At 62.4% G+C, this 12,920-nt stretch carries 10 protein-coding genes; 6 read left to right on the forward strand and 4 right to left on the reverse strand.

Features of this window, described 5'->3' with window-relative positions; all coding sequences use genetic code 11:
• Window positions 1-5 precede the first annotated feature (5 nt).
• Window positions 6-773 carry an AraC family transcriptional regulator gene (locus tag H097_RS03215; protein WP_174553285.1) on the reverse strand — a complete coding sequence of 256 codons (768 nt, stop codon included), beginning with the start codon at window positions 771-773 and terminating at the stop codon, window positions 6-8.
• A 188-nt stretch (window positions 774-961) separates the two neighbouring features.
• Between H097_RS03215 and H097_RS03220 the strand changes: the two genes are divergently transcribed.
• From H097_RS03220 to H097_RS03245, 6 genes are all read left to right on the forward strand, one after another.
• Window positions 962-2,593, forward strand: a complete 1,632-nt coding sequence (locus H097_RS03220; protein ID WP_032857292.1) for an APC family permease — start codon at window positions 962-964, stop codon at window positions 2,591-2,593.
• An 11-nt stretch (window positions 2,594-2,604) separates the two neighbouring features.
• Window positions 2,605-3,549 carry a 4-hydroxyproline epimerase gene (locus tag H097_RS03225; RefSeq protein ID WP_032857294.1) on the forward strand — a complete coding sequence of 315 codons (945 nt, stop codon included), beginning with the start codon at window positions 2,605-2,607 and terminating at the stop codon, window positions 3,547-3,549.
• A 26-nt stretch (window positions 3,550-3,575) separates the two neighbouring features.
• On the forward strand, window positions 3,576-4,523 hold the full coding sequence (locus H097_RS03230) for a dihydrodipicolinate synthase family protein (RefSeq protein WP_032857296.1): 948 nt from the start codon (window positions 3,576-3,578) through the stop codon (window positions 4,521-4,523).
• Between the two features lie 68 nt (window positions 4,524-4,591).
• The gene (locus tag H097_RS03235) at window positions 4,592-6,163 is read left to right on the forward strand and encodes an aldehyde dehydrogenase (NADP(+)) (RefSeq protein ID WP_032857298.1); all 1,572 of its coding nucleotides are present in this window, start codon (window positions 4,592-4,594) and stop codon (window positions 6,161-6,163) included.
• Between the two features lie 2 nt (window positions 6,164-6,165).
• A complete protein-coding gene (locus H097_RS03240) occupies window positions 6,166-7,437 on the forward strand; it encodes an FAD-dependent oxidoreductase (RefSeq protein WP_032857300.1) in 1,272 nt (423 codons plus the stop codon).
• A 526-nt stretch (window positions 7,438-7,963) separates the two neighbouring features.
• Window positions 7,964-8,398, forward strand: a complete 435-nt coding sequence (locus H097_RS03245; RefSeq protein WP_032857302.1) for an HIT domain-containing protein — start codon at window positions 7,964-7,966, stop codon at window positions 8,396-8,398.
• Here the strand turns inward: H097_RS03245 and H097_RS03250 are convergent.
• From H097_RS03250 to H097_RS03260, 3 genes are read right to left on the reverse strand one after another with little or no spacing between them, the layout of a single operon-like run.
• Window positions 8,392-9,534 carry a fimbrial protein gene (locus tag H097_RS03250; protein WP_032857304.1) on the reverse strand — a complete coding sequence of 381 codons (1,143 nt, stop codon included), beginning with the start codon at window positions 9,532-9,534 and terminating at the stop codon, window positions 8,392-8,394. The two genes, H097_RS03245 and H097_RS03250, sit on opposite strands and share 7 nt — an antisense overlap.
• The gene (locus H097_RS03255) at window positions 9,531-12,128 is read right to left on the reverse strand and encodes a fimbria/pilus outer membrane usher protein (RefSeq protein WP_032857305.1); all 2,598 of its coding nucleotides are present in this window, start codon (window positions 12,126-12,128) and stop codon (window positions 9,531-9,533) included. Before H097_RS03255 ends, H097_RS03250 begins: the two co-directional genes overlap by 4 nt.
• A 33-nt stretch (window positions 12,129-12,161) precedes the next feature.
• Window positions 12,162-12,908, reverse strand: a complete 747-nt coding sequence (locus tag H097_RS03260) for a fimbria/pilus periplasmic chaperone (RefSeq protein WP_032857306.1) — start codon at window positions 12,906-12,908, stop codon at window positions 12,162-12,164.
• Window positions 12,909-12,920 lie beyond the last annotated feature (12 nt).

Consider the following 12,920-nt stretch of genomic DNA (forward strand, 5'->3'; position numbering starts at 1 on the left):
AAAGGTTAACTTGTCGCCTGGCGATACTGACGCGGCGTAAAACCAGTCAACGCCTTGAACTGCCGGGTAAATGCACTGTGGTCGGTGTAACCGCACTGCAAGGCCACATCGGTGATCGGCAACTCGGTATGCAGCAGGCGGTGGGCATGCTCCAGGCGCACTTTCTGGATCATCTGCCGGGGCGTCAGGTGGAACACGCGCTTGCAGTAACGCTCCAACTGCGCCACGGACGTACCGGCGATGCGCGTCAGCTCACCCAGGGTCACACGTCGGTTGAAATGGGCGCGGATGTATTCGTCCACAGCAGCCAAGCGCTGATAGGCCGGGTGGGTTTCGCTGGCCGATTGCAGGTCGACCGAAATGCCCGCCAGGCCGATGATCGCGCCTTCGTGGTTGTACAACGGCCATTTATGGGTCAGGCACCAACCGGGTTCGCGGCTGCCGTACAGGTGCAACTCCAGTTGGTCCTCCAGCACCAGGCCCTGTTCCAGCACGCGCCGATCCTGTTCGGTATAACCCGGCCCCAACTGCGCGGGAAACACCTCGGCGCTGGTTTTGCCCAGTAGCGGCCGGCGGTCTTTCAAGCCGCAACGCTGCACCAGCGTGCGGTTGGCCATGACGTAGCGCGCCTGCACGTCCTTGATAAACATCGTCGCATTGGGGATCACGTCAAGCATCGGCAACAGCATGGCCACGCCCGCCAGCAGTTGTTCGAGGCTGTGTGGCCGCTGCTCGCCGCCTTGGCAAAGGGTTGCAAACGCGTTCTGCATCATGCCACTCACCGCCTCGTTGATCGCCTCGCAAGGCCAGCAGATTGCCCGATGACCATGGCCCTGTCGAGTCTGGCAATTGTGCTGAATTCGTCATTGATCGCCACGCAAAACATCAATCGCCAGCGGGTCGATGGGTTCACTGTAGCGCCACTGCATGCCTATCCAATAACCCACAAGAAGGCGCCGCTATGTCAGCCCAAGGCAAGTTCAAGAAACAGCTGTCTCTGATCGACCTCACCTTTATCGGACTGGGAGCCATCTTCGGTTCCGGTTGGTTGTTTGCCGCCAGTCACGTGTCGTCCATCGCAGGCCCAGCGGGGATTTTTTCCTGGTTGCTGGGCGGCTTTGCGGTGCTGTTGCTGGGCATTGTCTACTGCGAATTGGGCGCGGCCCTGCCCCGTGCCGGTGGCGTGGTGCGCTACCCGGTGTATTCCCACGGCCCGCTGTTGGGCTACCTGATGGGCTTTATCACGCTGATCGCGTTCTCTAGCCTGGTGGCGATTGAAGTGGTTGCTGCACGGCAATACGCCGCCGCCTGGTTTCCCGAACTGACCAAGGCGGGATCCAGCGATCCCACCACCCTGGGCTGGCTGCTGCAGTTTGGCCTGCTGTGCCTGTTTTTCGTGCTCAACTACCGCAGCGTGAAGACCTTTGCCATCGCCAATAACCTGGTAAGTCTATTCAAGTTTGTCGTGCCGTTGCTGGTGATCGGCGTACTGTTCACCTTCTTCAAGCCGGCCAATTTTCACTCCCAAGGGTTCGCGCCGTTCGGCCTGTCAGGGATCGAAATGGCGGTGTCTGCCGGTGGGGTGATTTTTGCGTACCTGGGGCTGACGCCGATCATTTCGGTGGCCAGCGAAGTGAAGAATCCACAACGCACCATTCCCATTGCCCTGATCCTTTCGGTGCTGCTGTCCACGGCCATTTATGTGTTGTTGCAAGTGGCCTTCCTCGGCGGCGTGCCCACCGAAATGCTCGCCAACGGCTGGGCCGGGATCAGCAAGGAACTGGCGCTGCCCTATCGCGATATCGCCCTGGCATTGGGCGTGGGCTGGCTGGCCTACCTGGTGGTGGCCGACGCGGTGATCTCCCCCAGCGGCTGCGGCAATATCTATATGAACGCCACGCCACGGGTGATCTATGGCTGGGCGCAGACTGGCACCTTCTTCAAGATCTTCACCCGTATCGACAAAAAGTCCGGCATCCCGCGTCCGGCGCTGTGGCTGACCTTTGGCCTGTCGGTATTCTGGACCCTGCCATTCCCATCCTGGGAAGCGCTGATCAACGTGGTATCCGCCGCCCTGGTATTGAGCTACGCGGTGGCCCCGGTATGCGTCGCCGCACTACGGCGCAATGCCCCGGACATGCCGCGCCCGTTTCGGGTCAAGTGGATGAATGTGCTGGGCCCGCTGTCGTTCATCATCGCCGCGCTGATCGTCTACTGGTCGGGCTGGAACACCGTGTCCTGGCTGCTGGGCCTGCAAATCGTGATGTTTGTGGTGTACCTGCTGTGCCGTCGCCTGGTGCCGACCCAGCACCTGAACATCGCCCAGCAAGTGCGCTCCAGCGCGTGGCTGATCGGCTTCTACGCGGTGACCATCATGCTGTCCAAGCTCGGCAGCTTTGGTGGCCTGGGCGTGCTTACCCACCCGTTCGACACCGTGGTCGTCGCCGCCTGCGCACTGGGCATCTACTACTGGGGCGCAGCCACCGGCGTGCCTGCGCACCTGGTTGAACTGGAACACGAAGACGACGAAAGCGAAGCCGTGCTGCCCGCCACCGGCCTGCATCCGGCCAACGCACAACTGGCCAATCACTAAGGAAGAGCTTGATGAAACGACTGCACGTGATTGACTCCCATACCGGCGGCGAACCCACGCGCCTGATCATGAATGGCTTCCCCGCCCTTACCGGTCAAACCATCGCCGAGCAACTCGACTGCCTGCGCAGCGAACATGATCAATGGCGCCGCGCTTGCCTGCTGGAGCCCCGTGGCAACGATGTCCTGGTCGGCGCGTTGTATTGCGAGCCCGTCTCGCCGGGAGCCACCTGCGGGGTGATTTTCTTCAATAATGCCGGCTACCTCGGCATGTGTGGCCACGGCACCATCGGCCTGGTCGCCTCGTTGCACTACCTGGGGCACATCACACCGGGAGTGCACAGCATCGACACGCCGGTGGGCCCGGTCAGCGCCACCCTGCATGAGGATGGCGCCGTGACCCTGCGCAACGTGCCCGCCTATCGCTATCGCCAGCAAGTGCCGGTGGATGTGCCAGGGCATGGCCGTATCTACGGCGATATCGCCTGGGGTGGCAACTGGTTTTTCCTGGTGTCGGAGCACGGCCAGGCACTGCACATGGGCAATGTCGACGCCCTCACCGACTTCACCTGGGCGATGCTCAAGGCCCTCGAAGCCCAAGGTATCCAGGGCGAAGACGGCGCGTTGATCGACCATATCGAACTGTTTGCCGATGACGAACTGGCCGACAGCCGCAACTTCGTCATGTGCCCCGGCAAAGCCTACGACCGCTCACCCTGCGGCACCGGCACCAGCGCCAAGCTGGCGTGCCTGGCCGCCGATGGAAAACTTCAGGCCGGTGAGCCCTGGGTACAAGCCAGCATCACCGCCAGCCAGTTCGAAGGCCGTTTTGAGTGGGAAGGCCAGCGTATCCGCCCGTTCATCACTGGCCGCGCCTACATGACCGCCGACAGCACGTTGCTGATCGACGCACAGGATCCCTTTGCCTGGGGCATTTGCGCACCCGGCAGCGTTTAACCAACCCCTTCCACGGAGATAAAACAATGAGCGATAACATCTTCACCGGCTGCATCCCGGCCCTGATGACCCCATGCACTGCCGAGCGTCAGCCGGACTTCGACGCCTTGGTCGCCAAGGGCCGCGAGCTGATCGATATCGGCATGAGCGCCGTGGTGTATTGCGGTTCCATGGGCGACTGGCCGCTGCTCACCGAAGCCCAGCGCCAGGAAGGCGTGGCGCGCCTGGTGGCCGCCGGCATCCCGACCATCGTCGGCACCGGCGCGGTCAACAGCCGTGAGGCAATATCCCATGCCGCCCACGCGGCCAAGGTCGGCGCCCATGGCTTGATGGTCATCCCCCGCGTGCTGTCCCGTGGCGCCTCGGCGACGGCACAAAAGGCGCACTTCGCGGCGATCCTTAGCGCCGCTCCGAACCTGCCGTCAGTGATCTACAACAGCCCTTACTACGGCTTTGCGACCCGCGCCGACCTGTTCTTCGAACTGCGCCGCGAGTACCCGAACCTGATCGGTTTCAAGGAGTTCGGCGGCGCTGCCGACCTGCGCTATGCGGCCGAACACATCACCTCCAAGGACGATGACGTGACCTTGATGGTGGGTGTCGATACCCAGGTGGTGCACGGTTTCGTCAACTGCAACGCCACCGGCGCCATCACCGGTATCGGCAACGCCCTGCCACGGGAAGTCCTGCAACTGGTGGCCCTGAGCAAGAAAGCCGCCAAGGGCGACGCCAAGGCCCGACGCCAGGCCCGCGAACTGGAAGCGGCACTGGCAGTGCTGTCGTCCTTCGATGAAGGCTGCGACCTGGTGCTCTATTACAAGCACCTGATGGTGCTCAATGGCGACCTGCAATACCGCCTGCACTTCAACCAAAGCGATGTGCTCAGCGATGCCCAGCGCCGCTATGCCGAGAACCAGTACGCGCTGTTCCGCCAGTGGTACGCCAACTGGTCGGCGGAACAGAACGTCGACTGACTGCCGCGCACGCCGCTGTGAAACCATCGTGTTGCGCAGCGGCTGGACTCTTTTAGCAAGGATTTACCATGACTTTGACAGGCAATATGCTGATCGGTCAGCATGCTACACCCGGCACCCGCGAGGCCGTCCGTGCGATCAACCCGGCCACCAATGCTGCGCTGGAGCCGGCCTACCACGGAGGCACCACCGAGCACGTGGCCCAGGCCTGCGCGCTGGCATGGTCAGCCTTCGACAGCTACCGCGAAACGTCCCTGGCGGCGCGTGCTGAATTGCTCGACACCATCGCCAGCGAAATCGAAGCCCTCGGCGATGAACTGATCGAACGTGCCGTGGCCGAAACCGGCTTGGCGCATGCGCGGATCCAGGGCGAGCGTGGCCGCACCTGCCAGCAACTGCGCACCTTCGCCCGTACCGTGCGCGCCGGCGAATGGCTGGATGTGCGGGTCGACCCCGCACAGCCAGACCGTCAACCCTTGCCCCGCGCTGACTTGCGCCAGCGCCAGGTGCCGCTGGGGCCGGTGGCGGTGTTTGGCGCCAGCAACTTCCCGCTGGCATTTTCGGTGGCCGGGGGCGACACCGCCTCTGCACTGGCTGCCGGTTGCCCGGTGATCGTCAAGGCCCATGGCGCCCATCCGGGCACCAGTGAGTTGGTGGGCCGCGCCGTGGCCCGTGCCGTCAAGCACTGTGACTTGCCCGAAGGCGTGTTCTCCCTGCTGTATGGTTCCGGCCGCGAAGTGGGGATTGCGCTGGTCACCGACCCGCGCATCAAGGCCGTGGGTTTCACCGGTTCGCAAAGTGGCGGCATCGCCTTGTGCAAGGCGGCCCAGGCGCGGCCTGAGCCAATCCCGGTGTATGCGGAAATGAGTGCAGTCAATCCGGTGTACCTGTTTGCCGGCGCCCTCAAGACGCGTGGTGAGGCACTGGCGCAAGGCTTTGTCACGTCGCTGACCCTGGGTGCCGGGCAGTTCTGCACCAACCCTGGGCTGGTGATTGCGGTTCAGGGAGCAGCGCTGGAGCGTTTTATCAGCCTCGCCAGCGAGCAACTAAAAGAGCGCCCGGCACAGACCATGCTCACCCCCGGCATCTTCAATGCCTATGAAACGGGCGTCGGCACCTTGGCCGAACATGCCCAACGCCTGGCCAGCGGCCTGGCAGCACAAGGTCCGAACCAGTGCCAGGCGCAGCTGTTTACCACCCGCGCACAAGACTTCCTCGCCAACCCGCGCTTGCAGGCCGAAATCTTCGGCGCAGCATCACTGGTGGTGCAATGTGCCAATGACGACGAAGTCCGCCAGGTAACCGAACATCTCGAAGGCCAGTTGACCGCCACCCTGCACCTGGATGACGGCGATATCGAGCACGCACGGACGTTGTTACCGACCCTGGAGCGCAAGGCCGGGCGCCTGTTGGTGAACGGCTGGCCGACCGGAGTCGAGGTGTGCGATGCGATGGTGCATGGCGGGCCGTTCCCGGCCACCTCGGACTCGCGCTCGACCTCGGTGGGCACAGCCGCGATCCTGCGTTTCCTGCGCCCGGTGTGCTACCAGGACTTCCCGGACAGCCTGCTGCCCGACGCCCTCAAGCACAGTAATCCGTTGGCGTTGCGCCGCTTGCTCGACGGCCTGAGAGAAGCCTGAACATGCCTGACAATCGTCAACCCGAGATCGATATCGCCGTGGTCGGCGCCGGCATTATCGGCGTTGCCTGCGCCCTGCAACTGGCACGCCAGGGCCGGCGCGTAGTGGTTATCGACCAGCAGGCACCCGGCATGGGCGCCTCGTTCGGCAACGCCGGGCACCTGGCGACCGAGCAAGTGTTCCCCATCGCCGACCTGTCGATCCTGATGCGTTTGCCCGCCATGTTGATGGACCCCATGGGGCCGCTGCGCCTGGACTGGAAATACCTGCCCCACGCCCTGCCCTGGTTTGCCCGCCTGTTGTTGAACCTGCGGCCGACGGCCTACCAGCGCACGGTGGCCGGCATCCGTGCCCTTAACGAAAGCAGCCTGGGCGCCTGGCACCGCCTGCTGGCAAGCATTGACCGGCCTGGGTTGATGCGCGAAGACGGCTCGCTGCTGGTGTTTGAGCGTTCCGAATCACGGCCAGCGATTGAAGGATTGAAAGCGCGCATGACCAGTCAACAGGTGCCGGTGGAGTTCTGGTCGGCCGACGCCGTACAGCAGGCCGCGCCGCAATTGAGTGAGCGGATTCAAGGGGGGTTGTTCTTTCCTCGTACCGGGCACTTCCTGGATCCGTATCGCGTGGTGGGCGAGTTGGTCGAAGCCGCCAAGTCCTGTGGCGTGCGCTTTCTCCAACAACAGGTCCGGGGCGGCCAGCTACAGGCCCAGGGTGTTGCCTTGATCACCGACCAGGGCCAAATGTGCGCACGCCAGGTACTGATCGCCTGCGGCGCGCACTCGGCCAGACTCACCCAGGCACTGACAGGTAAAAAGGTGCCGCTGGACACCGAGCGCGGCTATCACCTGATGCTGCCCCATGAGCAGGAGCGGCTGCCGTTTGCCGTCACCTCGCTGGAGCGCAAGTTCATCATGACGCCGATGACCGACGGGCTGCGGCTGGCCGGCACCGTTGAGTTTGCCGGCCTGGAGCGGCCAGCGAATATGGAGCGCGCCTGGCAATTGCATCGCCTGAGCCACGGCCTGCTGCGGCATGACCTGAGTGCTGAAGACGCGACGCCGTGGATGGGCTTTCGGCCTTCATTGCCGGACTCGCTGCCGATCATCGACCGGGTATGCGACGGCAAAGTGTTGCTCGCGTTCGGCCATCAACACCTGGGCCTGACACAAGCGGCGGTGACGGCCGAGCTTATCGCGCAGTTGGCTTCGCCGATCTACGTGCCACAGCCGCAGGGTTTGCCGGCACTTGAGGCGTATCGATTGGATCGGTTTTGAGGGTCGAGGCGTTCTTGCGCACGCCATCGCGGGTAAGCCCGCTCCTACAGGGGGTTGGTGGCAGGTCCGGGATTTTGGCCGCGACATGAATCAAGTGCGGGAACTGGCTTGCCTGCGATGGCGTTGGATCAGCCGCCAAAGCTTGTGACTGAAACACCGCCATCGCGGGCAAGCCCGCTCCCACAGGGGATTGGTGGCAGGTCCGGAATTGTGGCCGCGACATGGATCAAGTGTGGGAGCTGGCTTGCCTGCGATGGCGTTGGTTCAGCCGCCACAGCTTGTGACTGAAACACCGCCATCGCGGGCAAGCCCGCTCCTACAGGGGGTTGGTGGCAGGTCCGGAATTTTGGCCGCGACATGGATCAAGTGTGGGAGCTGGCTTGCCTGCGATGGCGTTGGATCAGCCGCCAAAGCTTGTGACTGAAACACCGCCATCGCGGGCAAGCCCGCTCCTACAGGAGTCAACCGCACGCCCTCTGATCCGTGTTTCAATGCGGCATTTCGCCTGCCCATTTAAGGACTACGGATGTCTCTGATCTCGCAACGTGTAGCACTGGCGCGCAGCGGCGCCAATGACAAGGTGATTTGCAAAATGGCCTCCGGTTGGGCCGTGATGGGCGATGTGCAGTTTCTGCCGGGTTACTGCCTACTGCTGCCCGATCCCGTGGTGCCGAGCCTCAACGACCTGGATACCCAGGCTAGGACCACCTACCTGCTGGATATGGCCCGCCTCGGCGATGCCGTGCTGCAGGCAACCGGTGCGCTGCGCATGAACTACGAAATCCTCGGCAATTCAGAGCCGGAGCTGCACTGCCACATCTTCCCCCGCTACGCCTCGGAAGCAGAGCACTACCGCAAGATGCCGGTCTGGTTCTACGACTGGAAAACCGCCACGCCGTACGCCGAGGACATCCACGGTGCCTTGCGACTGGAGATTGCGCGGTTGCTGGCCCCTCACTGATAAATAATCGTAAACGTCGCCGAAGCATTGGCCGGCCCCGGCGTGACCTTGCTCGCGGTTTGCAGGTAACGCGCACGCAGAGGGATCGAATAGCTGCCCTCGGTGGTGCGCAAGGTAAGGCCGCTGGCTCGGTTGGTTGCCAACGGCACAGGCGTACCGTTGCTGGTCGCCACCTGCACGCCGACACCGGTAGCGGCTGGTACATTCCCCGTCGCGCCAGGGTCGAGGGCAAGCACACCATTGGTTGCGTTGATCGCCACGCGGGCCGGGTCGATACGGTACTGCAAGGAGTTGTTGACTCGGGTACCGCTGCCATTGTTCGAACCGGAAGGTGACGTGCCACTTTGCGATGCCCAAGCCGGCCCCGTTGTCGTATAGATCCCGCTGAACGCCGGACAGTCATTCAAAGCGATGGCAAAATCCGTCCAACCCGTGGTGCTGTTGAGCCCGGTGAACTTGGCGGTCAGATGAGACCCCATAGGCACCGAAACATCTGGTGTACTACAAGTGCGCGAGACAATCTGAATACTGCCGGAGATGCCCATCTTGAAGCCCAACATCCTGGCATCGCCTGCGTTGGCATACAGGCTTATGGTTGGCAATGAGTTACCCATCAGTATCCCCGGTGTCACATCGCCTAGCTTGATCAGAATCAATTCAAAGTTGGCAGGGCCCCTATTCTGGTTGTCAGCAAACGGAATAAGGCATCTGAAACCCGACGTGCAAGTGGATGCCTGCGAATTTGTGCGCCTTGGCAGCAGGCCACCCGTGTTGTTGAAGGCCACCCCCAGTCCAGGGGTGCTGGTTCTGTAGACTTTGTTGGCATAGGTGCCGCTGGACCAAGTGGCCAAGGGGTAGCTTGTGTCAACCGTGTACTCTGTCCACATTTGAAACGGAGCATACAGGCACTCAAGTGTCGGCGCATGGCCTGCAACCAGAGTGAACTTCTGGCGAAAGACCTCGGTGCCCACCGGTACATCGCGTCCCACGTTGATCGACGATACCTGCAGCGGCATCGAACCCACTGCCGCCTGGATACCACCGGTGTAGGTGCAGGTGACCGCCATGGCGGTGTCGGCCGCCGCCCATAGTGCCACAACGGCCAGGCACGGCTTGAGCAGAGCACTGATGTTCATAACTGTACCTTTTGAAGAGTGTTGGGCTGCACGCTGCCAGCCACGTGTTTACCGGCCGCACACACGGCGTCCAACTGCTGCAACTGCTGCCCTTCGCCGGGGCCGGCCGGGATCACCAGCGCGCATTGCTGATGGGTCTTGCTGCCCCAGTTGATCAGCAACTGGCGGGTTTCAGGCTTGATCCGGGCGTACAACTGACCGCCCTGCCCAACCATGCCCACCGACGTGCCTTCGGCATCGGTCACACCCGCACCGAAAGGCAAGCTGCTGCCGTCGTCGAGGCGCACATTGAGCAACACCGCGCGGCCCTGGTTGGTGGTGTATTTGAGATGCACCACGGCGCCGGCACGCGGGGCCACCTGCTGGCTGGTTTCGTTGAGTTCGACATCCAGCGAGCTGCCGATCGGGTCGATTGCCACTTCGTTCAATTCATAAGGGCGCAGGTACGGCACCACCGCGTTGCCGCTGCCGTCGAGCTTGAGCCCTGGATAACCGGACACCTTGGCGCCTTCGGCACCCGGCGCACTGACCACCGCCATGGTTTCACCGCGATACGGTGTCAGGGTCACACCCTCGGCATGGGCCACCACCGTACCGCTGGCGCCCACCGAGGCGCTGGTATAGCCATCGCCACGGCCCAGGGCAGCGCTGAGCATGGCCCGGGCGCCGGTGTACTGGCCATTGAGGGCCACGCTCTTGCTGTTGTTGGCACCGTCATGACCGAAGGTTGCGCCGTAGCCATACTGGCGGTCATCGCCAGCGGTGCCGCTGATGCCGGCCTGCTCGCTGTAATTGCCTTCGGTATCACGCCCCACCTGCGCGGTTATTTGCGGGGTGTGGCCAGACGCACCAAACTCCAGGGGCATGCTCATGGTCAGCAAGAAGCTGTTTTGCATATCGCCCAGGCCCATACGGCTGCGGTTGGCGTTCACACTGAAGCTGATGCGATTGAACTGCTTGCTGTAGCTGAACTGGTACTGCAAGTCACTGCCCGGCAGGTTCCAATAGTTCTGCGCAAAGCCACTGATTGCCACTTGTCCCCAGTCGCCCAGGCTCTGATCGGCGGTGACTGAAAAGCGGCTGCGTGGGCGCCCGAACATGCTGGTGTCCCAGCCACTTTTCTCGGCATCGAGCAGTTGCACAGCATTGCTGAAATCCAGGTATTCGCTGGTGGAAAAACGATAGGCCGCAAGTGAGAAGTTACTGCCAGTACTCAGCACGTTTTTGCTGTAGGACACCCGCATGCTCTGCCCTTTCGCAGCACCGCCAGCCAGGTCGGTCTGGGCATGGGTCACGTCCACGGCCATGGCGCCGATAGGCGTGCCGAAGGCCAGGCCGGTCAGCGCGGCCGTGTAGTCATCACTCGACTGCATACCGGCAAACCCGGTGAAGGTATTGTTCAGGCCATATTGCACAGTGCCCTGCAACAGGCGCACCTGCTTGTCGACATAGTTGTTGCGGGTTTCACCGGCGGTCAGACTGAAACGTGAGGTGCCCGGGCGCAGCAATTGGCTGACCGAGGCATACGGCACGATGAAGTTCTGTTCAGTACCGTCAGCTTCCGCCACGCTCACGTTGAGGTCGCCGCCGTAGCCGGTGGAGTACAGGTCATCGATCACAAAGGCGCCGGGGGCCACGGTGGTTTCCAGCAGGATGTTACCGGCCTGGCGAATGGTCACCCGTGCGTTGGTACGGGCAATGCCACGGATCACCGGGGCATAGCCACGCATGGAGTCGGGCAACATGCGGTCATCGCTCGCCAACTGCACACCACGGTAGGACAAGGTGTCGAAGATCTCGCCGGTGGTGTTGGACTCGCCCACCGTCAACTGGCTTTTCAGCGCAGTGATATCGCGTTGGGCGTAAGTGTCCAGGGCCTGGTAATCAGTGCCCAGGCGCGACTGCCAATTGACCGAGGCATTGTGGCGCAGGCGCCAGTCACCCAGGTTAAGGCCGGCCTGCAACCCCAGGAACGCCGAGTCGGAATTGCCGCTGCGGGTATGGTTACGGTTGCCGCTGAAGTTGTAGCTGAGCATACCGGCGGTGACGCCACGGTCCCACAACTCGGGGCTGACATAACCGCGCGCATTACGCTTGAGCGCCATTTGTGGAATGCTCAGGTCGAGGGCCTGGTTATCCGGTGAAAAGTTTGCGGTGGCGCCCTGGATCAACATGCCCACAGCAGCGCAGCCCTGGTTGTCGAGAGCCAGGCTGGCTTCGGGCGACAGGCTGGACATCTCCACGCCCTGGCGCTCAAGCAAGCCACGAGTCATGCACACCACCGGCTTGCTGCCGTCGGCCTGGGCCTCGATGCGGATATCCTGGCGGCTGTTCAACTGGCCGTTGAGCACCACGTCTGCACGGTATTGCCCCGGCATCACCGGGTTGCCGGCCTGGTAGGCACCAAGGTCGAGATTGCGCGAGTCCTCAGGTAGGAACGCGTCATTGAATTGCACCTCTTGCGCCAATGCGTCCTGCACGGCTATTACGCCCGGGGCAACGGCCAATACCTTGAGGATCAAGGCCGTGAGCGGATTCAAGGCGAAGCGAGGCCGCGCCCGCAGAAAAAGCCTGCTGCTGAAAGAGGTCGACATAAATGACTCGCGAGTAAAAACGTCAGGGATTGATCAGCGCTGGAGTGGCTTCCGAGTCGGGACCAGTGCGCCGTAATCATTGATGGCGTTGAACTCCACCTGGGCATCGCCAGCCGGTCGCGCCTTGAGCGCGGGCAGTTCGAACTGCCGGGTTTCACCCGGAGCGATCATGCCGTCTTCACTGCGCTCACGCTGGGCGCCGGCCACCAGTTCCAGTTCAACCAGCGAGACGTAGAACGCCGTCGGATTGAACGCCTGCAAGGCCAGGCCTTGCCCGTCACGCGCCGGCACCAATTGCCACTGCACCTGCTCAATCGCCTCAGTGGCAGTACCCGGCAAATCGCTCGGGCGGTAGAACAATTTGATCCGCGAACGAAACGCCATTTGCAGGGTATTGAGGTCCGTACCGGCTTCGGGCTTGGGCGGAATTTCCAGTACGTTGAGCCAGAACACCGACTCTTTGTCCTGGGCCAAGGGAGCCCCCGTGAACATCAGCCGCAGGCTTTGGCCCTTGGTCGGATCAATACGCGCCACGGGTGGCGAAAGCAGGAACGGCGCCTTGGAGCTGGTCGGGGTCGACTTGACGTCGCCGGTGTCGATCCACGACTGGGTCAGCGCTGGCTGCGTGCCGTTGTTATTGAGTTTTACGGTGATTTCTTTCTGGCCCGCCGGGTAGATCAGGCGGGTTCCGGTAATCACTACCCCAGCCAAGGCCTGGGAACACATCAGTGTCGCCATCCCCGTGAGGAGCAGTTGCTTGAATAGAAACTTGCAAGACATAAAGCAATCCCG

The organism is Pseudomonas sp. FH4 (assembly GCF_000510915.2).
GTDB lineage: Bacteria > Pseudomonadota > Gammaproteobacteria > Pseudomonadales > Pseudomonadaceae > Aquipseudomonas > Aquipseudomonas brenneri.

Excerpts from the sequence above, each read along its gene's own strand:
- H097_RS03215 (WP_174553285.1), bottom strand. The coding sequence starts at position 773 with ATGATGCAGAACGCGTTTGCAACCCTTTGCCAAGGCGGCGAGCAGCGG.
- H097_RS03220 (WP_032857292.1), top strand. The coding sequence starts at position 962 with ATGTCAGCCCAAGGCAAGTTCAAGAAACAGCTGTCTCTGATCGACCTC.
- H097_RS03225 (WP_032857294.1), top strand. The coding sequence starts at position 2,605 with ATGAAACGACTGCACGTGATTGACTCCCATACCGGCGGCGAACCCACG.
- H097_RS03230 (WP_032857296.1), top strand. The coding sequence starts at position 3,576 with ATGAGCGATAACATCTTCACCGGCTGCATCCCGGCCCTGATGACCCCA.
- H097_RS03235 (WP_032857298.1), top strand. The coding sequence starts at position 4,592 with ATGACTTTGACAGGCAATATGCTGATCGGTCAGCATGCTACACCCGGC.
- H097_RS03240 (WP_032857300.1), top strand. The coding sequence starts at position 6,166 with ATGCCTGACAATCGTCAACCCGAGATCGATATCGCCGTGGTCGGCGCC.
- H097_RS03245 (WP_032857302.1), top strand. The coding sequence starts at position 7,964 with ATGTCTCTGATCTCGCAACGTGTAGCACTGGCGCGCAGCGGCGCCAAT.
- H097_RS03250 (WP_032857304.1), bottom strand. The coding sequence starts at position 9,534 with ATGAACATCAGTGCTCTGCTCAAGCCGTGCCTGGCCGTTGTGGCACTA.
- H097_RS03255 (WP_032857305.1), bottom strand. The coding sequence starts at position 12,128 with ATGTCGACCTCTTTCAGCAGCAGGCTTTTTCTGCGGGCGCGGCCTCGC.
- H097_RS03260 (WP_032857306.1), bottom strand. The coding sequence starts at position 12,908 with ATGTCTTGCAAGTTTCTATTCAAGCAACTGCTCCTCACGGGGATGGCG.